Origin of the sequence: Xylella taiwanensis, from assembly GCF_013177435.1 — a bacterium.
GTDB lineage: Bacteria > Pseudomonadota > Gammaproteobacteria > Xanthomonadales > Xanthomonadaceae > Xylella > Xylella taiwanensis.
This window is the reverse complement of record NZ_CP053627.1, coordinates 669888-693995: the sequence shown is the minus strand read 5'-3', so window position 1 is coordinate 693995 and position 24108 is coordinate 669888. Positions and strand designations below refer to the sequence as shown.

Here is a 24108-nt window from a genome sequence, read left to right as displayed (position 1 = left end):
CTGCATGTTACTCCTGAAAACTGCCACCAGCAGTTTCGACCAAAACCCTAGCACCTGCAGTTGCAGCTATACCTTTTAGTACAAACGCCTTGGTCAATCTACCTTTTTTAACGATCTTCGCCTTCTTCGCCGTCAAGGGAACTAGCTTTGCCAAACGCAAGAAAGAAAAATCAATCTCACCTGGCTCCAAATTATCTAGCTTGTAAGAAAGCACTTCAACAGTACTAGCAAGCAACCTGGAACGAAAACCTATCTTCGGCAAACGACGCTGCATAGGAGTCTGACCTCCTTCGAAGCCGGCCTTAATCTTGCCCCCCCCCTTGCGAGCAAAAGAGCCTTTATGGCCACGACCTGACGTTTTACCCAAGCCAGAGCCAACACCACGACCAACCCGAGCGCGTTCAAAGCGCGCACCACAAGCAGGCTTTAAATCGTTTAGACGCAGAGTCATTATTAATTAATCCTGAACACGAACAAGGTAATGAACCTTCTTAATCAACCCACGTACCTGCGGACTATCCTTCACCTCACGCACATCATTAAGTTTACGCAGCCCCAAAGCACGGACCGACAAACGATGATTAGAAGGAGTTCCAATCAAACTACGCATCAAATAGATTTTCAGAGTCTTATCGCATTCATCAATCATAGCGAAACTCTCTAACGCTCTTACCACGTTTGAGAGCAATATAAGCTGGTGATCTCATACCTCCCAAACCCTTTAAGGTAGCGCGCACTAGATTGATCGGATTACGTGAACCAATAGCCTTAGCAAGAACATCTTTCACACCGACCGCCTCTAATACGGCACGCATAGCACCACCAGCAATCACACCTGTACCCTCCGAAGCCGGTTGCATGAAGATGCAAGCAGCACCGTGATTAGCTTTGACAGGATGCCAAAGGGTACCGTTATTCAAATTGACACTGGCCATCCTCTTACGAGCATACTCCATAGACTTTTGAATAGCGACAGGGACCTCACGCGCCTTGCCGTAACCGAAACCAACACTACCTTCACCGTCGCCTACAATAGTCAATGCAGTAAAAGTGAACTGACGTCCACCCTTAACGGTTTTACTGACACGATTTACCGCAACTAACTTCTCTATCATGCCATCATCGATCTTTTCTTCACGGGTACGATCCCGGCTTCGTTGTGGACGTTCTTCTGCCATTTTAATTCCTTAGATTGAACGGATATAGCTACGGCCCTGGTCCGGTCCAGAGACAGTTATAAAATTATAGCTTTAAGTATTGAAGCCGTAATTCCATGAAGACCAAAACACTCAACAACAGGTAGAACAAAAAAAATCGCTCCAATTTAAAATCCACTAAAGAAACAACCTGAACTTTTAGAAGTTCAACCCCCCATCACGCGCAGCATCAGCTAACATTTTGATGCGACCATGATAAAGGTAACCAGAACGGTCAAAAGCGATCCTATGCACACCAGCAGCCTTAGCGCGTTCAGCAATCAATTTGCCAACTTTGGTGGCGGCCAGACTGTTCTTACCATTCTTAAGCCCATCCTTAACATGAGCTTGCAGAGTATTAGCAACAACAATAACTTTCGAACCATCGGCAGTAAAAATCTGTGCATACAAATGCCGACCGGTACGCAACACAGAGAGACGTGGTATACCCAATTCACGTATATGAGCACGCGTCGATTTGGCACGACGCAAACGAGGAACATTCTTGCTAACACTCACAGATAAACTTCCTAAATACTAAAAAAATGGGGGTAGCCATGCGCAAAGATGCCCACATTATGTTTTCTTAGCTTCTTTGCGCATGATGACTTCACCAACATACTTCAAACCCTTTCCTTTATAGGGCTCAGGACGACGGAAATTCCGAATCTTAGCAGCAACTTCACCAACACGCTGTTTGTCAACCCCCTGCACTACGACTTCGCTCTGAGTTGGAGTCAATAAAATTATGCCTTCAGGGGGAACAAATACCAACGGATGCGAAAAGCCAAGTGAGAGATTCAAATCCTTACCCTGCATTGAAGCACGATAACCGACACCAACGAGTTCAAGCTTACGCTCAAACCCTATAGAAACACCCTTAATCATATTCGACAAAATAGCACGTACGGTACCAGCCAAAGGAACATGAGAAAGATCATTAGCCGAAAGTGTCACGATGTCACCATCCACAACAACGTTCACAGCATCTGACTTCGAGAAAGTTAAAACGCCCTTCGACCCCTTAACAGTTAGCAGGCGAGATTGCACCTTAATTTCTACACCCTTCGGAAGGACAATAGGTTTCTTGGCTACCCGTGACATGTAAATCAAACTCCTTTCCTTAAGCCACGAAGCAAAGAACTTCACCACCGACACCAGCTTCATGAGCCTTAGCATCGGTCATAATGCCCTTAGAGGTGGAGATAATAGCAACACCCAAACCACCCAAGACTTTCGGAAGCTTGGTCTTACCACAATATTTACGCAACCCAGAACGGGAAACACGCCTCAAAGTTTCGATCACAGGACGACCTTCAAAGTACTTCAGTAGAATCTCGATCTCTGACTTACTATTTTCACCTTGAACCACCTTTAGATCAACAACATAACCTTCGTCTTTCAGGACCAAGGCAATTGCAAGTTTAATCTTAGAAAATGGAAATTTCACCTTAGGTTTACCAACCGATGCCGCATTTTTGATTCGAACTAACATATCAGCTATAGGATCAGTCATACTCATGTAAACACCTTATATATAGTTGCATCGATATCCGCTTTTGCAAAAATTCTACTATGAGAGAGCAACCTTGATCCTCTTTAGCAAATCAAGTATCAGCTTTTCAAATAAAGCAAGCTTCAATGTCTGATATTCTTAAAGTTGACCACACTACCAACTTGCCTTACGTAACCCCGGTATATCACCCCGCATAGCAGCTTCTCTGAGTTTGTTACGACCTAAACCAAACTTGCAGTAGACACCACGCGGACGACCAGAAATTTCACAACGACTACGTTGCCGGCTTGGCGAAGAATCTCTAGGCAACTTCTGCAATTTGCAAGACGCTTCAATTTTTTCTTCATAAGACGACACATGACTCGAAATAACCCTCTTTAAGACAAGACGCTTATCTGCAAATTTCTTAGCTAATTTTTTCCGCTTAAGATCACGATTAATCATGGAGATTTTTGCCATATCTTTATCCTCCAATCAATTACGGAAAGGAAAGTTAAAGGCATCAAGCAAAGCCTTAGCTTCGGCATCCGATTTCGCTGTGGTTGTAATAGCGATATCCATGCCACGTATAGCATCAACAGCATCGAAATCGATTTCAGGGAAAACAACCTGTTCCTTTACACCCATATTAAAATTACCACGACCATCGAAGGAACGATGAGGAACGCCACGAAAATCACGCACAGAAGGCAACGAAATATTAATCAACCGATCCAAAAATTCATACATCTTCGCGCGACGTAAAGTAGTCTTGCAACCAATCGGCCAACCGTTACGGATTTTGAAAGACGCAACCGAAATACGAGATTTAGTAACCACCGGCTTCTGGCCAGAAATTTTAGCCATATCAGCAACAGCGTTTTCTAAAACCTTCTTATTTGTAGCAGCCTCACCTACACCCATGTTTAGGGTAATCTTGATCAGCCTAGGAACTGCCATCGGATTGGTGTAACCGAACTTCCTAATCAAAACAGGCACTACTTTCTCTTTATAAATTTTTTCCAAACGGGTCATAAATTCATCCCTCAAGCACCAACAACTTCACCATTGGAACGGAAAATACGCAACTTACATCCATCATCTAAGATCCTAAAACCAACACGGCCACCTCTACCAGTCGTCGGATTTAAAATCTGAACGTTAGAAATATGAATCGACGCTTCACGATCAATCAAACCACCAGAGATACCCAAGCTAGGATTAGGCTTTGTGTGCCGTTTAATAATATTTATATTCGAAACAAACACGCGCTGACCATCAACACGGGTAATTTCCCCTTGCTTACCCTTATCTTTACCAGCAATAACAATCACTTGATCACCCTTTTTAACGCGACTAGCCATTTCGATATCCTTCACTCACAGCACTTCGGGAGCAAGAGAAACTATCTTCATAAACTTCTCAGAGCGAAGCTCTCGAGTCACAGGTCCGAAGATACGAGTACCAATCGGTTCTTGCTTGTTATTCAATAAGACTGCAGCACTACCATCAAACCGAATTAACGAACCATCTGGACGGCGAACTCCACTACGAGTACGAACGACGACAGCATCATAAACCTCACCTTTTTTGACTTTGCCACGAGGAATGGCTTCCTTTACAGTCACTTTAATTATATCGCCAATACTTGCATAATGACGCTTCGAACCTCCCAACACTTTAATGCACATCACTTCTTTGGCACCAGAATTATCGGCAACTTCAAGGTAACTCTGCATCTGGATCACGACTTAGCTCTCCAAAAATTTATTTAACCTGCGCGAGTAACAATCTCAACTATCCGCCAGTTTTTTGTTTTTGAAATTGGAGCGACTTCAGCCATAAGCACCACATCACCTTCACTACAAACATCGTCCGCATCATGGGCATGGAGCTTAGTCGAGCGCTTAATATATTTACCGTAAAGTGCATGTTTAACCTGACGTTCAACCAAAACAGTAACCGTCTTTTGCATTTTATTACTGATCACACGACCTTTGACCGTGCGTAACGGCTTTCTTTCGTTGTTGTCATTCATCACGCCAGCACCTTATTTATGCAACATAATACATATTTCACGCGAGCGATACGCCGGCGCACCCGACGAATCTCATGAGTCTTTGGAAATTGGCCGATAGCTAGCTGCATACGCATTGAAAATTGCTCTTTGCGCAAATCAACCAGATGAGTCTTCAACTCATCAAGCGATTGACCACGAAGTTCTTTAATATCCATCAACGCACCGTCCTGGCAACAAAAGTGGTAGTCACAGAAAGCTTGGAAGCAGCCAAACGAAAAGCCTCACGGGCAACCTCCTCCGAAACACCTTCAATTTCATAGATCATACGGCCTGGTTGAATTTGAGCAACCCAATACTCAACGTTACCCTTACCTGAGCCCATTCTGACCTCTATAGGCTTCTTGGTAATCGGTTTATCTGGAAAAACGCGAATCAACAACTTGCCACCACGTTTAACGCAACGGCTAATAGAACGTCGAGCTGCCTCGATTTGGCGAGCTGTCAATTGACCGTGAGCCGTAGCCTTCAAACCATACTCACCGAAACTGACTACATTAGCACTCCAACTCAAGCCACCATTCCGGCCTTTATGCATCTTGCGATATTTTGTTCGCTTTGGCTGTAACATTAACGTCACCTCACCTCACGGACGCGACGAGAGGACCGCTCAGCACTACGATCACCGCGCGAACCTTCATCCTGCTTTTCCTGACCAAGGTTCGAAAAATTGAAAACATCCCCGTTGTATATCCAAACTTTAATACCGGTAACACCATAGGTGGTATACGCTTCAGCAAAACCGTAACCGATATCGGCACGCAAGGTTTGGAGCGGGACACAACCTTCACGGTACCACTCCGAACGAGCAATTTCAGCACCATTAAGCCGCCCAGCTACATTAATCTTGATTCCTAAGGCGCCCAAGCGCATTGCGTTACCCACAGAACGCTTCATCGCACGACGAAACATGATCCTACGCTCTAGCTGTTGCGCGACGGATTCAGCGACCAATTGCGCATCAAGCTCAGGCTTACGCACTTCAATGACATTGATGTGGACCGGAACACCCATAAGATTACTGACTTCCCTGCGCAACATTTCAATATCTTCACCACGCTTACCAATCACTACACCAGGACGAGCAACGTGCATGGTGACGCAAGCCGTATTCGCTGGACGCTCAATCAGTATTTTGCTGATACCTGCTTGAGCCATTTTTTTGCGCAGCATCTGACGAACTTTAAGGTCTGCAGCCAAGTATCCGGCAAATTCAGCCTTGTTTGCATACCATTTAGAATTCCAATCTGTGGATATACCTAGACGGATTCCAATCGGATGAACTTTGTGCCCCATAATATTTTCCTTCCCAACTTACTTGACCGGGCCCACAACTACGGTAATGTGACTGCTACGTTTAACAATATGGGAACTACGGCCCTTGGCTCGCGCCATGAAACGCTTCAGCATTTTCCCCTCATTAACAATTATGCTATTGATTTTCAACGCATCAATGTTAGCCCCATGATTGTTCTCAGCATTAGCAATAGCTGACTCAACCACTTTCTTAATTAAGCGCGCAGCCTTCTTACTCGAAAACCTTAAAAGATTAATAGCACACTCTGCAGACAATCCTCGAACTTGCCCGGCAACTAAACGAGCCTTCTGGGGAGAAATACGCGCAGCACGCAAAACAGCACTAGCTTCCATATTCATATCGCCTTACTTACCCGATTTTTTATCACCACCATGCCCCTTAAAGACGCGAGTGATAGAAAACTCGCCAAGCTTGTGACCCACCATATTCTCATTAATCAGTACTGGAACGTAATTTTTACCGTTATGTACAGCAATTGTAAGACCTACCATTTGAGGTAAAATAACTGAACGTCGCGAAGAAGTCTTGATGGGGCGTTTACTACCTGCAGCAGACTCAACCTTTTTGATCAGGTAATGATCGAAGAACGGACCTTTTTTTGTTGAACGCGTCATTATGGACTAGCCCCTACGATCACGGATTATGAATTGCTGAGTGCGCTTGTTTTTACGTGTTTTATAGCCCTTAGTAGGAACACCCCAAGGGGTGACAGGATGAGGATTACCCTGACCTGATTTCGCTTCACCGCCACCATGCGGATGATCAACAGGATTCATGGCAGCACCACGCACGGTAGGACGAACACCACGCCATCGGTTAGCACCGGCCTTACCCAGCTTCCGTAAATTATGTTCTTCATTGCCTACCTCACCGATAGTGGCACGACATTCAGCCAACACCCTACGCATTTCTCCTGAACGCAAACGCAGCGTAGCATAGATGCCTTCACGCGCAACCAATTGAACAGCAGCACCTGCAGCACGCGCCATCTGAGCCCCTTTACTTGGCTTCAATTCGACAGCATGAACCGTAGTACCAATTGGAATGTTGCGCAGGGAAAGAACATTACCAGCTTTAATCGGCGCATTCGGACCAGAGATGACTTGATCACCTTCCTTTAGTCCCTTCGGAGCGACAATGTAACAACGCTCACCATCAATGTAACACAATAAAGCAATATGAGCAGTCCGGTTCGGATCATATTCGATCCGTTCCACACGCGCAGGAACACCTTCTTTATCACGCTTAAAATCGATAACACGGTAACGCTGCTTGCAACCACCGCCGAGGTGACGAACAGTGATACAACCATGATGATTACGACCACCAGACTTACTCCGCGACTCCAACAAGGCAGCGTGAGGAGAACCCTTATGAATATCCGGGGTAGCAACACGGACAGCAGAACGGCGACCAGGAGAAGTCGGTTTAAACTTTATCAATGGCATGGGTCACACCTCAAACATTGGCTGCAACATCAATGGATTGTCCATCGACTAAGCGAACATAAGCTTTACGCCAGCCGGAACGAGAGCCGCCACGATTTCGAAACGACTTACTCTTACCTTTCACATTCAATATCCTAACGACACCAACCTTCACATCAAACAGCCGTTCGACTGCAATCTTTACGTCAACCTTGGTAGCGTCACTGGAGACTTCAAAAACATAGCAATTAGAAAGCTCCTGAAGACGGGAGTTCTTCTCGGAAACTCGCGGAGCACGCAGTACACTGAAGACCTTTTCACCACTATTATTCATGCCAACCATCCCTCGATCTTTTTGACAGCAGCAACAGTGAGGACAACCATATCGGCCCCAACTAGCGCTACTGGATCCAGAGCCTGAACATTACGCACATCAACATAGGGCAAATTACGAGCCGACAAGCGCAAGAACTCTGAAACTTCATCCATCACAACCAGCAAACGAGAACCCACCTTGAGCGGTCTAATTTTCTCTACAAACACCTTCGTTTTAGGAACTTCAATATCGAAGGCATCTATAACCTTCAAACGCCCCTGACGGTTCAACTCCGAAAAAATCGAACAGATTGCACAACGATACTGTTTACGGTTAATTTTTTGTGAAAAATTGCGAGGCTTGGCAGCAAAAGTTACGCCACCACCAACAAAAATCGGCGCTGTTAAGGCACCATGACGGGCACCCCCACCTTTTTGTTTCTTCGATTTCTTAGTCGTACCAGAAACTTCCGAACGTGACTTCTGGGCCTTAGTTCCAGAGCGCGCCGCGTTGCGATAAGCAACAACGACTTGATGGACTAATGCTTCACTAAATTCGCGAGCGAAAACAACATCCGAAACAATCAGATTGTTATCGCTACCAACGATAGCTAAATCCATCACTCCACCTCTTATACCTTACTAGCCGAACGAAGGAGGACATCACCACCTGCAGCACCTGGAATAGCCCCACGAATAGCAATCAAGCAACGCCCAACATCAACTTTAACCACTTCCAAATTTTGAACAGTTTGCTTCACAGCACCCATGTGACCAGACATCTTTTTCCCTGGAAACACACGCCCAGGCGTCTGGCGTTGCCCTAATGAACCCGGCGCACGATGCGACAGCGAGTTACCATGAGTAGCATCGCCCATCCTAAAATTATGACGCTTGACAGTACCTTGAAATCCCTTACCTTTGGTAAAACCCTGGACATCCACTTTCTGACCAACTGCAAAGATATCCACCCCAACTTCAGCCCCAACCTTATAGCTACTAAGCTGCGCTTTTTCGACTCGAAACTCCCACAACCCCCGACCAGCCTGAACCTTTGCCTTAGCAAAATGACCAGACTTCGGCTTGTTTACAAGTACAGCACGACGAGAACCAACAGTTACCTGAACAGCATCGTAACCATCAACATCAGAAGTTTTTATTTGTACGATCCGATTCGAGGTTGCCTCTATGAGAGTAACAGGAACCGAACAGCCGTCCTCAAGAAAGACTCGGCTCATGCCAGCTTTGCGACCCACAAAACCCAACGAATAGTTCCCCATGGTTACAGCCCTCAAGTCAACTTGATTTGCACATCGACACCCGCCGCCAACTCGAGCTTCATCAATGCATCGACTGTCTTATCGTTTGGATCAACGATATAAAGCACGCGCTTATAAGTACAAGTTTCGTACTGATCACGCGCATCTTTATCAGCATGGGGAGAAACCAGAATGGCGCATCGCTCAACCTTCGTCGGCAAAGGAATCGGACCACGAACATGAGCACCTGTACGCTTGGCCGTCTCGACAATTTCGCCAGCCGAACGATCAATCAGCCGACAATCAAATGCCTTCAATCGAATCTGAATCTTTTGGTCCGCCATGAAGGAGTTTCCATCAATTATTTAAAGAACGCAGCCAGAGCACTTAAACACCAGACCCAGCCTAACAATACTAATGAGCAATCAATCATTACTAATCACTCAAAACAAGCAATAACGCCCCAACACAAACCATCGAATAAAGAGCAGCACAACATCTTTATCTGTCCTACCAAAGCAAGACAGAAAAGCATATGCCACCCGAGAAGCATAGTCAACAACCCTAAAATATGCTTAATGGCAGCGCACAACAAAAAAACACCTTCTCAGGACCAACGAAAGCTCTGTCAGAATGGACGCGCCCGAGCTCAAGAAGCATAAGGAAAAACAAGGCGGCTGATAATACGTCTAATCCACCCCATACACAAGAAGCATAACCCAAGCAAATCACAGACTAACAAACACACCAACTTTCTTACGAAGCAAGCGGCACAGTGACCGAATGATGCTGACGCTCAAAAGACCCAAACCGAATCGCAAACACAACACATAGGCAGAGAAGATCAGCAAGCCGCAACAACTACTACCGTTTAGTGGAGATACAGATCCACTTAGCTCACGCTCCGGACTAAAGTCAGCTATCAAACTAAGCATATGGATGCTCTACTTGGCGAGCTATCATCTTCGCGTAGCAGATGACATGATAAGCGACACTTGATGCGCTAAATATTAGTTTTATTCGGATCTCAACAACCTACCAGCATCAGACTGACCGGCCCACGCGACATCATTATCCAGGCACACTACTGTTGCCCAGGTCACAACGAAAGAAGGTTGCACCGGATGTTCTATAAAATTAGGACTTACCTGACAAGAATTTCGAATGGAATCATTATCTTCATCGCATAGCATAAATGAGTACTGGAAGCGAACCACGACAATGTCCGCAAACAACACTCAGCCTCACATCGAAATATTCGCATACTGTGACGTTTCCTCAATGCAGTACCATGCAATGCTCCGTCATTAGTTGTCTCATAAATTGTCTGATTGCTATAATGCAATCTGGTTAAGCTGGGCTTGCACCTTCTAACTAAACAAACCAAACCTAATGCAGGGACTTACGTGCTGACTTCTGTGCACACTGCTAGAAAACTAGCACTGCGGGCCTCTTTATATTCATTCACTGCTGTAACTATAAGCAGTTTCGGACTACTGATAATGGATGTAAAGTATGCATGTGGGGCAACCTTGACCGGTTTCGCCGCGACGCTGGGTACTTGGTTAGCAGGATACATCGCGCTAGGTGGCGGAGCCCAACGAGGAGTAGCTGTAATGACCAGATTGATGCTTGCAATGCTGCTCAAATGGGTGTTTTTGATTACGGCTCTCCTGCTTGGCTTCGGCCTTTGGCGGCTGCCCGCATTAGGGCTGCTAAGCGGCATGGCAATTGGCTTGTTTTTTCAAGTCTTAGTTATTACCAGACGACAATCATAAAGATTTTCAGACTGAAGGTTCCTGACACATGGCGGGCGAGGAAGCAACTCCCACCTCATACATTCAGCACCACCTGCACAATCTAACTTTTCAAATGCAGGACGGCAGCAAATTCTGGGTGCTTCATATTGATACCCTGATCATGGCTGTCTTGATGGGGTTGGTAATGGTGTTTGTATTTTGGAGCGGTGCTTGCAAGGCCACTTCAGGCATACCAAGCAAATGGCAAGCGTTCGTAGAGATTTGCTTAGAATTCGTTGATCGCCAAGTCAAGGATACCTATCACGGTCCGAGCAAGCTGGTCACGCCAATCGCGATCACGCTGTTTTTTTGGATATTCCTGATGAACCTCATCAAGATGATCCCTGCTGACTTCATAGCTATCCCATTCGGCTGGGCCGGTGTGCATGCTTGGAAACCAGTTCCAACGTCCGACGTCAATGCCACGCTTGGTATGTCAATCAGTGTCTTTTTTTTGATGCTCTTCTTCTCACTCCGTGCTAAGGGTATCAGCGGCTTCATCAAAGAATTTCTGACAACACCTTTCGGTAAGTGGATGATACCATTCAACTTTGTCCTGAACATTGTCGAATGGCTAAGTAAGCCGATTTCACTGGCGATGCGACTTTTCGGTAATATGTTTGGTGGCGAGATCGTTTTTCTATTGATCTGGATGCTGGGTGGTGCAGGGATTGTCGGAATGCTTGCTAGCAGCACGTTTGGCCTGGGTTGGATGCTATTTCACTTACTGGTGATTCCACTACAAGCATTTATTTTCATGATGCTCTCAATCGTATACCTGAGCCTGTCAGAAGACTCTCATTGAGTTTCGATATCCACTTCTTTTGCTTTCTCACTCTCAATTAAGTTCATTCCTGGAGAAAATCATGTCTATAGACATCCTCGCCAATTTCGCTCAGATCCAGAGCTTCACCGCTCTCGCCATTGGCATCATGATCGGCTTAGCAGCACTGGGTGCGGGTCTTGGTCTAGCCATAATGGCTGGCAAATTCCTAGAGTCGGCCGCACGTCAGCCAGAGTTGATCCCACTGTTGCAGGTCCGCATGTTTATAACCGCTGGTCTGATCGATGCCGCGTTTATTATCAGTGTCGCCGTTGGTCTGCTGCTTGCTTTCGCCAATCCGCTCTCTTCCACTCTTCTTGTAGCCGTCAGCAAGGCATTAGCCGGTTGATCGATTGTAACCAGAATGTGACTAACACACGCATGAATTACTTGCCACACGATGGAAGGTTGCTGGGGCACACACGCTTTCTTGTGACGCGACCATCATCCGTAACGACCAATTGAGAGCCCCATGGACATCACTTTTACTATCTTTGCCCAAGCTCTAGCCTTCGCAGGTTTGATTTGGATCGTCGCAACCAAAATTTGGCCGCCATTGATACAGATAATCGAGGAACGGCAGCAGAAAATTGCGGAGGGTTTGGCCGCCGCTGACCTTGGCCAAAAGGAATTAGCTCAGGCACAAGGAAAAATTAACGAATCATTAAAGGAATCACGCATAAAGGCCAACGAAATCATCGAACAAGCCCATGTGCGAGCACATCAAATTATCGAAGCAGCAAAAGCTGAAGCGATTGCCGAAACCAATCGTCAGCAGAATCTGGCACAGGCTGAGATAGAAGCAGCTGCAAAACGTGCCCGAGAGGAGTTGCGTAAGCATGTGTCTGTACTAGCCGTCAACGGTGCCGAGAAGCTGCTCAAGCGTGAAATCGACGTTAACACACACAAAATGTTACTCGATGAGCTCGCTGCGGAGATTTGATTGATGAATCAAGCCCTTACACTTGCTCGTCCTTACGCTCGTGCTGCGTTTGCGATCGCATGTGAAACAGGTAAGTCTATGCAGTGGTCGCAGGCATTGGCATTCTCCGCACAAGTCGCTACTGATCCGCACGTAGCTGCATTACTTTCCCATCCGCGACTGGAACGTGGACAAACCACAGCACTCCTGGCGCCCGAAGGAGCCGATGCAGTTTATGTCCGCTTTCTAGAGATAATCGCCGAAGGACATCGGCAATCTCTATTGCTAGAGATTGCGGGTTTGTATGAACAACTACGCGCCGAAGCCGAACATGTCATCAAAGCGAAGGTCACCGCTGCGATTGCGCTTGCACCAAATGAACTAGAAAAGATCACCACTGCACTGGAACGACGCTTTGGCTGCGCGATTGAAGTCAGCACTGAGGTTGACCCCTCGCTGATCGGCGGCGCGGTGATCGACACTGGTAACGTGGTCATTGATGGCTCGCTCAAGGGCAAGCTCGCGCGTCTACAGATCTCGCTGGCCCACTGAAACTAACAAACTGTCCTTCCCCAGGCCGACACAATTAGGACTCAACGATGGCAACCACGCTCAATCCTTCCGAAATCAGCGAATTGATTAAGACCCGCATCGAACAGGTCAAACTATCCGCAGAATCCCGTAACGAAGGCACCGTGACCAGCGTGTCCGATGGCATTGTGCGCATCTTTGGTTTGGCAGATGCGATGCAAGGCGAAATGATCGAACTACCGAACAGAACCTACGCACTGGCACTGAACCTGGAGCGTGATTCGGTCGGTGCGGTGGTGCTAGGTGATTATGAACATTTACGTGAAGGCGACATCGCCAAAACCACCGGACGTATCCTTGAGGTGCCGGTCGGCAAGTCACTACTGGGCCGCGTAGTCAATGCTTTAGGTGAACCAATCGATGGCAAAGGTCCACTGGGTACCACTCAGACTGCGCCGGTGGAACGCGTGGCACCAGGGGTGATATGGCGCAAATCAGTCGATCAACCGATACAGACTGGTTATAAGTCGGTTGATGCGATGATCCCGATCGGACGCGGTCAACGCGAGCTAATCATTGGGGATCGCCAAACCGGGAAAACCGCAATGGCAATCGATACGGTGATCAACCAAAAAGACACCGGCATCAAGTGCGTTTACGTAGCGATCGGCCAAAAAGCCTCGACCGTCGCCAATATCGTGCGGAAACTTGAGGAGAATAGTGCGCTGGCCCACACTATTGTCGTCGCCGCGACGGCCTCTGAATCAGCCGCACTTCAGTACATCAGTGCCTACGCTGGCTGTACCATGGGCGAATACTTCATGGACCGTGGTGAAGACGCACTGATCGTCTATGACGATTTGTCCAAACAAGCCGTCGCATACCGCCAAATTTCACTACTCCTGAAACGCCCTCCCGGCCGAGAAGCTTACCCGGGCGACGTGTTCTACCTGCACTCACGTCTACTAGAGCGCGCCGCTCGCGTATCTGAAGAATATGTCGAGAAGTTTACCCAAGGTAAGGTAAAAGGCAAAACAGGATCGTTAACCGCACTACCAATCATCGAAACCCAAGCTGGCGACGTGTCGGCCTTTGTGCCAACAAATGTAATTTCAATTACTGACGGCCAGATCTTCCTGGAAACCGACCTGTTTAATGCCGGCATCCGCCCAGCTGTCAACGCTGGTATCTCCGTATCGCGTGTCGGTGGCTCAGCCCAAACTAAAATCATCAAGAAATTGTCGGGGGGCATCCGTATCTCACTTGCACAGTACCGTGAACTTGCGGCATTCGCGCAGTTTGCGTCGGACTTAGATGAGGCGACCCGCAAACAGCTCGAACGTGGCCAACGCGTCACTGAACTAATGAAACAGAAACAGTACGCACCTATGTCGATAGCCAACCAAGCGTTGTCAATCTACGCAGTCAACGAAGGCTACCTGGACGACGTACCAGTAGACAAAGTATTGGCATTCGAAGAAGGCCTGCACGCCCATTTTGCCAACACTCAGGGCCCGCTGATGGAGAAGATCAATATCTCCAGTGGCTGGGACAACAACATTGAGACTGCTTTCAAGCAGCACATCGAAGAATTTAAGACCACGGGCAGCTGGTAACCGTAGCGGTTGTGGCGGGCTTCAGGTCCGCTACTTTACCGACTTGAATGAGCTGCGGCTCAGCCTTCCCTATGAATTAAGCGAGCGAGCAATGGCAAGCGGACGCGAAATTAAAACCAAGATCAAAAGCGTGCAGAACACCCGTAAAGTGACCCGTGCGCTAGAGATGGTTTCGGCCTCAAAAATCCGCAAGGCACAGGAGCAAATGAGGATTTCACGCCCGTATGCACAGGCGATGAAGCAAGTGATTGGCCATTTAGCCCAGGCAAGCACTGACTACCCGCATCCATTTCTGATCGCACACAATCAAGTCAAGCGAATAGGCTATATCGTGATCTCCTCCGACCGTGGCTTGGCTGGAGGTCTCAACAACACTCTTTTCCGGAAGATGCTTGGCGAAATGCGCCAATGGCAAAATAACGGAGCCGAAGTCGACGTCGTTACGATTGGGCAAAAAGCATCAGTATTCTTTCGCAGAATCAAAGTCAACATACTCGGCAGCGTGACCCATCTAGGAGATACGCCACACCTAGAACAGCTCATTGGCGTCATCAAGGTCATGCTTGATGCATACACAGAAGAAAAGCTCGATCGCGTCTACTTGGTCTATAACCGTTTCGTCAACACAATGGTTCAGAAGGCGAACTTCGACCAACTACTGCCACTGTTGGCCGCTAAAGACAAGGTCGCGCACCATGATTGGGATTACTTATACGAACCTGACGCCACAACAGTGCTTGAACACGTGATGACACGCTACATCGAATCGCTGGTATACCAAGCGTTGCTAGAAAACATAGCATCCGAGCATGCGGCCCGCATGGTGGCAATGAAGGCTGCCAGCGACAACGCCAGCAAGCTGATCGGCACCTTACAATTGGTCTACAACAAAGCACGCCAAGCAGCGATCACCCAAGAAATATCAGAGATCGTTGGCGGTGCCGCTGCCGTCTGATCTGAATCCCATTTTCCCAAGAGCCTGTGCCATCCGGCCTGGACTTACAAAAAATTTAAAATGCTAGAGGGTTCCATCCATGAGTCAGGGTAAGATCGTTCAGATCATCGGCGCAGTTGTCGACGTCGAATTCCCACGCAACGATGTACCGAAAGTATATAACGCACTGAAGATAGACGGCACAGCCATCATCCTGGAAGTGCAGCAGCAGCTCGGCGGCGGTATTGTGCGTACCATCGCGCTTGGCTCCACCGACGGCTTAAAGCGCAACCTGATTGCCATCGACACCGGCCATGCAATCACAGTCCCTGTCGGCACTGGTACATTGGGCCGCATCATGGATGTGCTAGGCAACCCAATCGACGAGGCTGGTCCGATCACGCATTCGGATCGTTGGGAAATCCATCGCACCGCTCCTTCGTATGAAGATCAAGCCTCAACCACCGAACTGCTGGAAACTGGAATCAAGGTCATCGACCTTATGTGTCCATTTGCCAAAGGCGGCAAAGTCGGCTTATTCGGCGGTGCCGGTGTCGGCAAGACCGTCAACATGATGGAGTTGATCAATAACATCGCCAAAGCACATAGTGGGCTTTCCGTGTTCGCTGGTGTTGGCGAGCGGACCCGCGAGGGTAACGACTTTTATCACGAGATGAAGGACTCCAACGTTCTCGATAAGGTAGCCATGGTGTATGGCCAGATGAACGAGCCTCCGGGTAACCGTTTGCGCGTTGCGCTCACCGGGCTCACCATGGCCGAGTACTTTCGCGACGAAAAGGACAGTAGTGGCAAAGGCAAGGATGTACTGTTATTCATCGACAATATCTACCGCTACACCTTAGCCGGTACGGAAGTATCCGCCCTGCTCGGCCGCATGCCCTCAGCAGTGGGCTACCAACCAACCCTCGCCGAAGAAATGGGGGTGCTGCAAGAACGTATCACCTCAACCGCAAATGGTTCGATCACCTCGATCCAGGCCGTGTACGTGCCTGCCGATGATTTGACTGACCCATCGCCTGCGACGACCTTTGCACATCTGGATTCAACAGTGACCCTATCGCGCTCGATCGCCGCATTAGGCATTTACCCAGCAGTAGATCCATTGGATTCGAGCAGTCGTCAGATGGACCCGCTAGTCATCGGCGAAGAACACTACTCTACCGCTCAGCGTGTCCAACAAACTCTGCAAAAGTATAAAGATCTGAAGGACATCATCGCGATCTTAGGAATGGATGAACTTTCCGAGGACGACAAACTAGCCGTGTCACGTGCACGCAAGATTGAGCGATTCTTCAGTCAACCATTCCATGTCGCAGAAGTATTCACCGGCGCCCCAGGTAAATACGTACCGTTAAAAGAGACAATCCGTGGCTTCAAAGCAATCGTCGACGGCGAATATGACCATCTGCCCGAACAAGCCTTCTATATGGTCGGCAACATTGAAGAAGTTGTCGAAAAAGCTAACAAGATGACAGCCTGATTTACTGCGTCGATTGGTATCCACGACGGGTCGGATAAACCTCGGCTCGTCATCTGTCCCCTCTGCTGTATTGGAACAGGATTCATCCTACGAGACACATGATTCCATGAGCACTATCCGTTGTGACATCGTCAGCGCTGAGCAAGAAATCTTTCATGGCGAAGCCACCCTTGTCGTGGCCACTGGAGAACTCGGCGAACTGGGGATCGCCCCAAAGCATGCGCCGCTGATCACTCGTCTGAAACCTGGCAAAGTCGTCGTTACCACCCTCAACGGCGAACAGCTCGACTTTGCCATTTCTGGCGGCATCCTTGAGGTGCAACCGCAAGTTGTAACGATTCTGGCCGATTCAGCAGTACGTGCCGACGCCATTGACGAAGCAGCCGTCCGTAAAGCAAAGGAAGAAGCCGAACGCATCCTAACCAATCGTGGCGAAACCATTGACGTAGCTAAAGCACAACAGCAATTGGTTGAAGCTGTCGTACAGATGCAAGCATTAGAGCGCCTCCGCCGCACCGTCAAGCATTGATGTTCTTCCCGACAGGGGATCAAAGCCCATCACCGATTCCACTACCTAGGTCAGGTACCAACATCGGTATTTCTCTAGCCGCTGCATACATCAAGGTTGTGTCCTGACACCAGTTCTGCATCGCAACTCACGGGCGTGTTGTTTTTAAACAAGGCGCATGAGCATATCGTGCCGCAATGCACACCTTGGATCATGTGACATCGGCAACATAGGGCGCTGCCAAGTTGAGCCACACCGTTCCCTCATCCATCTGCTAGAGAAAACCCATGTCATTGTCTTCCCTGTTGCGCCGCAACATACATCTTGCTGCATTCATTATTAGCCTGAGCCTTTTCGGGTATGCGGGCCAAGCACGCAGTGTCCCCACTGCATTGACGACGTTGCTGGGAACAGTGGCCACACGCAACGCGATCGGCGACGAAGTCGCACTAAGCAAATGGGACAGCGGTAAACCAGTGCTTGATGCCTCACGCGAGGCAGCGGTGTTACAAAGTGTACGCGACCAAGCACCACAGCACAGATTGGACCCAGATTTGGCTGCGCGCTTCTTCTCCGCACAGATTGAGGCCAATAAACTGGTGCAATATCAACTGCTGAATCTCTGGCAATTACGCGACAAGGCTCCAAATCGGACACGTCCGAATCTCATCACCCTGCGTGATCGCTTAGATCACCTGCAAATCGAGCTGCTCGACGCACTCGCACAGAGTGTACCGCTACGTGAGCAGAGCAACTGTCCATCTGAAATTGCCCGTGCAACCGAGACATATGCGCAACAATGGCATCTGGACAATATCCATCGTGTTGCCTTGATACGCAGTTTCGGCGATTTCTGCCACTGAATCCGATCATGCAACACGACCTAGTGGTCAGTCCGTGGACGACGAGTATGAACGCAACCACAGATGTGCTGTGAGTGGTGCCTCCAACACGTGGAACTAGTCCTCCTACAAACCAAACATCTGCTGGATGAACGAGATCAACAAAAGTGCTGCTCAGATGCAATGAGATCCAGCCAACTCACCAAAACGCACTCAGCAACACCATTCCAAGAACACCACCACCAACACATGTGTTACCTCTGCTGAAATAGGATCACCGGTACGTTTTACTAAGAATGACGCACCATAAGCAGCACTCCTCCCAGTCATGGCTGGAGTGCCTAGAATGCAAATTTCACTGAAACCGGACGCTACCCATGCCCCTGTCCTTACCCCTACACATCGTGATCCTCGCCGCCGGTGAGGGTAAGCGGATGAAATCGGCACAGCCCAAAGTGCTGCATCCAATCGGCGGAAAACCAATGCTCGCGCATGTGATCACGACTGCACGTGCACTCGCTCCAGACGCTATCCACGTGGTCTACGGCCATGCTGGTGACCAAGTACGCACGGCATTTGCAGATCAGATCGACCTGCACTGGGTCGAACAGACTCAGCAGCTGGGCACTGGGCACGCAGTACAACAAGCGATGCCGGCTATCCCGAATGCAGCACACGTATTAGTCCTGTATGGCGACGTACCGTTGATTCGTGCCGAAACCCTGAAACACTTGCCAAGAGCATCTACACCGATAGCCGTACTGGTGACAGAACTAGCAAACCCGGCCGGTTACGGCCACATCGTACGCAATAGCGAAGGCAAAGTCGCAGCCATCATTGAAGACAAAGACGCCAACGAGGAACAACGCCGTATCCATACTGTTAACACTGGCATCCTCTGTGCTGAATCAACAGCGCTGCGCCTCTGGCTAGGCAAACTATCGAATACCAATGCGCAGAGGGAGTACTACCTGCCCGACATCTTTGCCAGCGCCACAGCCGAACTCACACCAGCCAACATGATCGTGGTGACCGATCCACAAGAAGTGGCAGGTGTCAATGATCCCTGGCAGCTAACGCAACTGGAACGCACCTGGCAAACGTACGCAGCACGTGCATTGTGCCTACAAGGCACACGTGTGGCCGATCCAGCACGGCTGGACCAGCGGGGCCAAATACGGATCGGGCACAATGTGCACATTGATGTTGACGTGGTGCTGGAAGGCGAAATCGAGCTTGGCGATGACGTCGTCATTGGCCCATTCGTGCGGCTGAAGAACGTGAAACTTGGACCTGGTACCGAAATACGCGCGCACTGCGATCTGGAAGGCGTCATCACAGAAGGCGCAGCACTGATCGGCCCATTTGCGCGCCTACGCCAGGGAACAGTGCTAGCCGACGGCGTGCACATCGGTAACTTTGTTGAGACAAAAAACACATCCCTAGGTACCAACACCAAAGCCAATCACCTGACCTATTTAGGCGACGCACAGATCGGCGCCAAGGTGAACATCGGCGCCGGCACAATTACCTGCAACTACGACGGCGTCAATAAATCGATCACACTGATCGGTGATGGCGCCTTCATTGGCTCACATTCAGCACTGATCGCTCCCGTCAGCGTAGGAGCTGGCGCTACGCTCGGTGCCGGTACGGTACTGACCCGTGATGCACCAGCCCATCAGCTGACTGTGGCACGCACACCTCAAATCACCCTGGCTGGCTGGCAACGCCCGAGCAAGAAAGTCTAGATACGAGACGCGACCGGCTACTAAACACCCCACCCTGGTAACGTTTTTAATTCCTGCTCTGTACGATCCCAACTCGCAATGGCGACATGAGATTAGGCAATACCAGCGTACAGATCCCCCTGCCTAGACTGACTCAGATGGCCAAAGGCAAGCCTATTCAACAGCAGTCGCCACAGATCACCTTGCACCGCAAGCAGATAGCAGAGCAACCACCTCCGTACCATCATCCCATCGTCACTGGTACCACACATTGAAATGCCTATGGCGGTGTGCCGGTTTGATCAGACACTTGAATATGGCCAGCACGTTATACGTAAGCAGCACCACCATAAAACCCAGCCACGCCGATCACCGATGATTCAGCCATCCGATTTCACTGCGCAACACCGATTTCAGCGGCATGTACTCACGCTGAATGCACAACCACACGATGGCGGCTCAATGAATTTCACAGCGTAAATCACTCCACAAACAACCACCCTACCCCTTAGACAACATCCCCAGTTGCAATGCTGGTCCGCTAGAAGCCGCAACCGTCCCAATCATCTCGTCATTCTCGCTCTTGTCCTGCACCCAACTTTGGTAACACACCAAGTGGAACGCAGAGATATCTCCCCCGTTCCACTATTTACGTAGCAACCAGATAGCCTCACTACTTCTCAGCAAGCGCTTCCGATACCGCCGTAGTCTTGAATTCTTCTGGATGGCACGCCGCTCGCCAACTGGCTCTGACTCACGACATCGACCAACACGCTTGCGTCTCGCCTCAAGTGCTAAGACACCTGCGCCTGCTATCGGCCATTCAAGATGTTCTGTCAGCGTTGACCGGCAACCTGCCCCATGCGATCACCGTTGACGGTGGCAGCATATTGCCCGCGAATGCAAACACAGCGGACGTAGCATCCATGCTCTGCACGTCATAGGCCAGCACCCTGCGCTTATACCGTCAGATGTTCGGTTCGGTCATGACAAACGATTGACGATGTTGCCGTGGAGATCCCTCAGAGTGCACGCCTGGTGCATCAGCATCTGCACTTCGTTCTGGAACTGGGTGACCTGGTTGTTGATCTGCTCCAGAGGAATGCATTTTCAGGACAACATAAGGATGTCGCACCGGCACGGCTGCCATCACAGGAGCGCTCCATACCGGCTCAGCAACCATACCAGCCGACGTTGTTGAATTGGACGAACCCTGCATCGTACAGCTCGTCATACAGTCCCTTGATCTGCTGCAACAACAGCACCTCGAAAAAGCGAATTTCAACCTCCGGTTCCTGCCGACAGAACGCTAGCAAGGCCAACAAGTGTGACGGTGTGATGCCATCGGACCGGAGCACAACTGGCCGTTAAACCCATGGGTGGCGGCCTTCATACTTATCGCGAGCCTGCTGTGCTGTAAAGCCATGCAGACACACGGCACATGCTCCAGAAACAACTTACTGACACGGGTCAACCCAGTGGAGTGCGTGGTACGCGCGAACAGCACCACACCACTTCTTATTCCAGATCCTTGATGACACGCGACAGCGAATGCAAGCACCCTGCCGCACGCACAAAATAAAGTGCTTCGGCAACCGCCAGAAAATAACGTAAGCGCCGCTGCCGGCATTCCACATCCCAATTCCCCTTATTTCAGTGACATCGCCGCCCTACGCTGAAGGTACGAAACACTAAACATAGGGACACCAAAGACTTCGGTTTGAGGTCATTTGTGTTGTTTAATCCGCCTCATGCCGTGCCACCCCGGCACACAACCTCTCCCCGTTCTGATAGGCAAACCCCCATCAAATGCCCGTTCATCCACAAAGCGCTTCGCATCGCCTCCTGGCCGGTACTGATAGGGATCATCAATCGATAAGAGCATACAATCCTGCCCAACAACGTTGACCGCACGCTGTAGATAGTCCGTGCTGAACATACCGCTAGCTGTCAGATAGAGGTTGTTGCGGACATATTCAAACAAAGGCTTGCGCCGTTTGGATACCCGATCCAGCAAGGACTACCTCGCCCCAGTGCCCCAAGATGACCTGTAGATTAGGGTAGCGATCGAAGACACCGCCCAGCACCATCCGGACGAACTCAATACCGGCCTCGTAGTGCCAGCCCAGACCGAAGGTCGAAAAAGCAAGATCGACCGGTGCAGAAAAACCTGTGTAGTAGGCATCGCGTACCGACGCCGGCGGAATCTGCGGATGGATCAACAACGGAACATTGAGATCGGCGGCACAAGCAAAAGTCGCCTCGAACAGCGCATTGTCCAAGTGCTTGTCGCACAACCGGCCATACAAAATGGCACCCTTGGCACCCAGTGTCACTACTGCCCGCCGCAGTTCACTCGCGGCAGCTTCAGCATTCGCAAAAGGTAACGTGGCGAGCGTCTGGAAACGCGCCGGATTGATGCGCACGGTCTCCGCCAGTAGATCATTGACGTGCCGGGCCAGATGAATCCCGAGCTCCCCAAGATTGTTTAATCCCGGTGTCGTCAACGACAACACCTGCACATCGACACCTGTCTCGTCCATCAAGGTCAGCCGCTTCTCGCCGAGGTCGGCGAGACGTTCATCGGTGATGGGGGAGGAATTGAGCACCAAGGTTCAATTGAGCACCAAGGTTCCATCATCGGCACCCGTCATGGTCATCCAGGCACGCTTCACTGCGCCTGGAAGGACATGTTCTTCGATCGCCACAATCTTCATGGTCAAACGCCTTGACTGCAATTGAAGGATCTCTATCAGACTTAGGCTATGCGTGCGGTTCAGCCGTCTCCGAGAAGATTAGGATTGTTTATTCCACACGGCTGCGCGACATCTCACCGACCGGTGAAACGCAGAGTGGTCTCTGGAGATCGAGCACCCTGGATGACGATGTTGGCCTGCTGAATCTCATCAAGGTTCGCCTGATGGAGTGTCACGCGCAACGCACCGATGTTTTCCTCGAAGCGTTCGAGCTTGCGCGTACCGAACACCGGAACGATCCACGGCTTCTGCGCAAGCAACCAGGCCAAAGCCACCTGAGCCGGCGTCGCCCCATGCGTTTCCCCAATCCTACGGATGAGATCGATCAGCTTCTGGTTGGCGGTTCGGGCCTCCTCGGCGAAGCGGGGCACTTGCAAACGAAAATCTGAACTGTCAAACGTCGTGTTGACGTCGATCTTGCCGGTCAGGAAACCCATGCCCAGCGGGCTGTACGGCACCAGACCGATACCCAACTCCTCCAGCGTCGGAATGATGTCCACCTCGGGTTCGCGTGTCCACAGCGAGTATTCGCTTTGCAACGCCGCAAGCGGCTGCACAGCGTGCGCCCGGCGGATCGACTGGGCGCTCGCCTCAGACATGCCGAACCAAAGCACCTTGCCCTCGGCGATCAGCTCTTTCACCGTCCCCGCCACGTCTTCCATCGGCACATCGGGGTCGACCCGGTGCTGGTAATAAAGATCAATGTGATCCGTGCGCAGCCGCTTCAGACTGCCATCAATGGAACGGCGGATCTGTGCGGGCCTGCTGTTGACACCACTGTGACGCTCTCCAGTGTCCTGGTCGACATTCCAGCCAAACTTCGTCGCGATTTTCACCTTGTGGCGCACAGGCGCGAGCGCTTCGCCCACCATCTCTTCGTTAGTCCAAGGGCCGTAGACCTCGGCGGTATCGAAGAAGTCCATACCGTGATCGACAGCGGTCCGAATGAGGGCCATCATGTCCGCCCGATCCGGGATTTCCCGGGGCTTGCCATAGCCCATTGTTCCCAAAGACAGGGCCGACACCTCAAGTCCCTGGCCAAGTTTACGTTTGATCATG

Annotated in this window: 35 protein-coding genes; 11 read left to right on the top strand and 24 right to left on the bottom strand. The window is 49.8% G+C overall.

Going from position 1 to position 24108, the window contains the following annotated elements:
- Nucleotides 1-7: 7 nt before the first annotated feature.
- From rplO to rpsJ, 21 genes are all read right to left on the bottom strand, one after another.
- Nucleotides 8-451: a 50S ribosomal protein L15 gene (gene rplO / locus PLS229_RS02915; RefSeq protein WP_069636208.1), complete on the bottom strand. Its 444-nt coding sequence runs from the start codon at nucleotides 449-451 to the stop codon at nucleotides 8-10.
- Nucleotides 452-457: 6 nt separating this feature from the next.
- The gene (rpmD, locus tag PLS229_RS02910; RefSeq protein WP_038270956.1) at nucleotides 458-649 is read right to left on the bottom strand and encodes a 50S ribosomal protein L30; all 192 of its coding nucleotides are present in this window, start codon (nucleotides 647-649) and stop codon (nucleotides 458-460) included.
- On the bottom strand, nucleotides 642-1178 hold the full coding sequence (rpsE, locus tag PLS229_RS02905) for a 30S ribosomal protein S5 (RefSeq protein ID WP_051482296.1): 537 nt from the start codon (nucleotides 1176-1178) through the stop codon (nucleotides 642-644). Before rpsE ends, rpmD begins: the two co-directional genes overlap by 8 nt.
- 177 nt (nucleotides 1179-1355) lie before the next feature.
- Nucleotides 1356-1715, bottom strand: coding sequence for a 50S ribosomal protein L18 (gene rplR, locus PLS229_RS02900; protein WP_038270955.1), 360 nt, complete (start codon nucleotides 1713-1715; stop codon nucleotides 1356-1358).
- A gap of 57 nt (nucleotides 1716-1772) precedes the next feature.
- Nucleotides 1773-2300, bottom strand: coding sequence for a 50S ribosomal protein L6 (gene rplF, locus PLS229_RS02895; protein WP_038270954.1), 528 nt, complete (start codon nucleotides 2298-2300; stop codon nucleotides 1773-1775).
- A gap of 19 nt (nucleotides 2301-2319) precedes the next feature.
- Nucleotides 2320-2718, bottom strand: a complete 399-nt coding sequence (gene rpsH, locus PLS229_RS02890; protein WP_038270953.1) for a 30S ribosomal protein S8 — start codon at nucleotides 2716-2718, stop codon at nucleotides 2320-2322.
- Nucleotides 2719-2865: 147 nt separating this feature from the next.
- On the bottom strand, nucleotides 2866-3171 hold the full coding sequence (gene rpsN / locus PLS229_RS02885) for a 30S ribosomal protein S14 (RefSeq protein ID WP_081755425.1): 306 nt from the start codon (nucleotides 3169-3171) through the stop codon (nucleotides 2866-2868).
- A gap of 15 nt (nucleotides 3172-3186) precedes the next feature.
- Nucleotides 3187-3726 (bottom strand): 50S ribosomal protein L5, encoded by a 540-nt coding sequence (gene rplE, locus PLS229_RS02880; protein WP_038270952.1) that lies wholly within the window; start codon nucleotides 3724-3726, stop codon nucleotides 3187-3189.
- A gap of 11 nt (nucleotides 3727-3737) precedes the next feature.
- Entirely contained in the window at nucleotides 3738-4055 is a 318-nt protein-coding gene (rplX, locus tag PLS229_RS02875; RefSeq protein ID WP_038271012.1) for a 50S ribosomal protein L24, read from the bottom strand.
- A gap of 15 nt (nucleotides 4056-4070) precedes the next feature.
- Nucleotides 4071-4439: a 50S ribosomal protein L14 gene (rplN, locus tag PLS229_RS02870; RefSeq protein WP_038270950.1), complete on the bottom strand. Its 369-nt coding sequence runs from the start codon at nucleotides 4437-4439 to the stop codon at nucleotides 4071-4073.
- A 23-nt stretch (nucleotides 4440-4462) separates the two neighbouring features.
- Nucleotides 4463-4729, bottom strand: a complete 267-nt coding sequence (gene rpsQ, locus PLS229_RS02865; protein WP_038270948.1) for a 30S ribosomal protein S17 — start codon at nucleotides 4727-4729, stop codon at nucleotides 4463-4465.
- Nucleotides 4729-4926 carry a 50S ribosomal protein L29 gene (gene rpmC / locus PLS229_RS02860; RefSeq protein ID WP_038270947.1) on the bottom strand — a complete coding sequence of 66 codons (198 nt, stop codon included), beginning with the start codon at nucleotides 4924-4926 and terminating at the stop codon, nucleotides 4729-4731. The genes rpsQ and rpmC overlap by 1 nt, the downstream gene beginning before the upstream one ends.
- Nucleotides 4926-5339 carry a 50S ribosomal protein L16 gene (gene rplP, locus PLS229_RS02855; RefSeq protein WP_038270946.1) on the bottom strand — a complete coding sequence of 138 codons (414 nt, stop codon included), beginning with the start codon at nucleotides 5337-5339 and terminating at the stop codon, nucleotides 4926-4928. The genes rpmC and rplP overlap by 1 nt, the downstream gene beginning before the upstream one ends.
- 5 nt (nucleotides 5340-5344) lie before the next feature.
- Nucleotides 5345-6064 carry a 30S ribosomal protein S3 gene (rpsC, locus tag PLS229_RS02850; RefSeq protein WP_038270945.1) on the bottom strand — a complete coding sequence of 240 codons (720 nt, stop codon included), beginning with the start codon at nucleotides 6062-6064 and terminating at the stop codon, nucleotides 5345-5347.
- Nucleotides 6065-6082: 18 nt separating this feature from the next.
- Entirely contained in the window at nucleotides 6083-6418 is a 336-nt protein-coding gene (gene rplV, locus PLS229_RS02845; RefSeq protein ID WP_038270944.1) for a 50S ribosomal protein L22, read from the bottom strand.
- A gap of 12 nt (nucleotides 6419-6430) precedes the next feature.
- A complete protein-coding gene (rpsS, locus tag PLS229_RS02840) occupies nucleotides 6431-6700 on the bottom strand; it encodes a 30S ribosomal protein S19 (RefSeq protein WP_038270943.1) in 270 nt (89 codons plus the stop codon).
- 6 nt (nucleotides 6701-6706) lie between these two features.
- Nucleotides 6707-7534, bottom strand: a complete 828-nt coding sequence (rplB, locus tag PLS229_RS02835) for a 50S ribosomal protein L2 (RefSeq protein ID WP_038270942.1) — start codon at nucleotides 7532-7534, stop codon at nucleotides 6707-6709.
- 10 nt (nucleotides 7535-7544) lie between these two features.
- Nucleotides 7545-7847, bottom strand: coding sequence for a 50S ribosomal protein L23 (rplW, locus tag PLS229_RS02830; protein WP_081755424.1), 303 nt, complete (start codon nucleotides 7845-7847; stop codon nucleotides 7545-7547).
- Nucleotides 7844-8449 carry a 50S ribosomal protein L4 gene (rplD, locus tag PLS229_RS02825; RefSeq protein ID WP_038270940.1) on the bottom strand — a complete coding sequence of 202 codons (606 nt, stop codon included), beginning with the start codon at nucleotides 8447-8449 and terminating at the stop codon, nucleotides 7844-7846. Before rplD ends, rplW begins: the two co-directional genes overlap by 4 nt.
- A gap of 11 nt (nucleotides 8450-8460) precedes the next feature.
- Nucleotides 8461-9108 carry a 50S ribosomal protein L3 gene (gene rplC / locus PLS229_RS02820; protein ID WP_038270939.1) on the bottom strand — a complete coding sequence of 216 codons (648 nt, stop codon included), beginning with the start codon at nucleotides 9106-9108 and terminating at the stop codon, nucleotides 8461-8463.
- A gap of 11 nt (nucleotides 9109-9119) precedes the next feature.
- Complete coding sequence (gene rpsJ / locus PLS229_RS02815) at nucleotides 9120-9431, bottom strand: 30S ribosomal protein S10 (protein ID WP_038270938.1); 312 nt, start codon at nucleotides 9429-9431, stop codon at nucleotides 9120-9122.
- A 1062-nt stretch (nucleotides 9432-10493) separates the two neighbouring features.
- Between rpsJ and PLS229_RS02810 the strand changes: the two genes are divergently transcribed.
- From PLS229_RS02810 to glmU, 11 genes are all read left to right on the top strand, one after another.
- Entirely contained in the window at nucleotides 10494-10865 is a 372-nt protein-coding gene (locus PLS229_RS02810; protein WP_038270937.1) for a hypothetical protein, read from the top strand.
- A gap of 28 nt (nucleotides 10866-10893) precedes the next feature.
- A complete protein-coding gene (gene atpB / locus PLS229_RS02805) occupies nucleotides 10894-11691 on the top strand; it encodes a F0F1 ATP synthase subunit A (RefSeq protein ID WP_038270936.1) in 798 nt (265 codons plus the stop codon).
- 61 nt (nucleotides 11692-11752) lie between these two features.
- Nucleotides 11753-12058 (top strand): F0F1 ATP synthase subunit C, encoded by a 306-nt coding sequence (atpE, locus tag PLS229_RS02800; RefSeq protein WP_038270935.1) that lies wholly within the window; start codon nucleotides 11753-11755, stop codon nucleotides 12056-12058.
- A gap of 123 nt (nucleotides 12059-12181) precedes the next feature.
- Nucleotides 12182-12652 (top strand): F0F1 ATP synthase subunit B, encoded by a 471-nt coding sequence (locus PLS229_RS02795; protein WP_038270934.1) that lies wholly within the window; start codon nucleotides 12182-12184, stop codon nucleotides 12650-12652.
- 3 nt (nucleotides 12653-12655) lie between these two features.
- Complete coding sequence (locus PLS229_RS02790; RefSeq protein WP_038270933.1) at nucleotides 12656-13183, top strand: F0F1 ATP synthase subunit delta; 528 nt, start codon at nucleotides 12656-12658, stop codon at nucleotides 13181-13183.
- 47 nt (nucleotides 13184-13230) lie between these two features.
- Nucleotides 13231-14778, top strand: coding sequence for a F0F1 ATP synthase subunit alpha (gene atpA, locus PLS229_RS02785; RefSeq protein ID WP_038270931.1), 1548 nt, complete (start codon nucleotides 13231-13233; stop codon nucleotides 14776-14778).
- Between the two features lie 91 nt (nucleotides 14779-14869).
- Complete coding sequence (gene atpG / locus PLS229_RS02780) at nucleotides 14870-15733, top strand: F0F1 ATP synthase subunit gamma (RefSeq protein ID WP_038270929.1); 864 nt, start codon at nucleotides 14870-14872, stop codon at nucleotides 15731-15733.
- A 79-nt stretch (nucleotides 15734-15812) separates the two neighbouring features.
- Complete coding sequence (gene atpD / locus PLS229_RS02775) at nucleotides 15813-17213, top strand: F0F1 ATP synthase subunit beta (RefSeq protein WP_038270927.1); 1401 nt, start codon at nucleotides 15813-15815, stop codon at nucleotides 17211-17213.
- 106 nt (nucleotides 17214-17319) lie between these two features.
- Nucleotides 17320-17742 (top strand): F0F1 ATP synthase subunit epsilon, encoded by a 423-nt coding sequence (locus tag PLS229_RS02770; protein WP_038270925.1) that lies wholly within the window; start codon nucleotides 17320-17322, stop codon nucleotides 17740-17742.
- A 266-nt stretch (nucleotides 17743-18008) separates the two neighbouring features.
- A complete protein-coding gene (locus tag PLS229_RS02765; protein WP_038270923.1) occupies nucleotides 18009-18584 on the top strand; it encodes a chorismate mutase in 576 nt (191 codons plus the stop codon).
- Nucleotides 18585-18946: 362 nt separating this feature from the next.
- Nucleotides 18947-20314 carry a bifunctional UDP-N-acetylglucosamine diphosphorylase/glucosamine-1-phosphate N-acetyltransferase GlmU gene (gene glmU / locus PLS229_RS02760; protein ID WP_038271011.1) on the top strand — a complete coding sequence of 456 codons (1368 nt, stop codon included), beginning with the start codon at nucleotides 18947-18949 and terminating at the stop codon, nucleotides 20312-20314.
- A 1151-nt stretch (nucleotides 20315-21465) separates the two neighbouring features.
- Here the strand turns inward: glmU and PLS229_RS12665 are convergent.
- The 3 genes from PLS229_RS12665 to PLS229_RS02745 all read right to left on the bottom strand — a co-directional run bounded on the left by PLS229_RS12665 (nucleotide 21466) and on the right by PLS229_RS02745 (nucleotide 24107).
- A complete protein-coding gene (locus PLS229_RS12665) occupies nucleotides 21466-21618 on the bottom strand; it encodes a hypothetical protein (protein WP_216651945.1) in 153 nt (50 codons plus the stop codon).
- A 651-nt stretch (nucleotides 21619-22269) separates the two neighbouring features.
- Nucleotides 22270-22902, bottom strand: a complete 633-nt coding sequence (locus tag PLS229_RS11890) for an amidohydrolase family protein (RefSeq protein ID WP_200866193.1) — start codon at nucleotides 22900-22902, stop codon at nucleotides 22270-22272.
- A 221-nt stretch (nucleotides 22903-23123) separates the two neighbouring features.
- Nucleotides 23124-24107: an aldo/keto reductase gene (locus PLS229_RS02745; RefSeq protein WP_038270920.1), complete on the bottom strand. Its 984-nt coding sequence runs from the start codon at nucleotides 24105-24107 to the stop codon at nucleotides 23124-23126.
- Nucleotide 24108 lies beyond the last annotated feature (1 nt).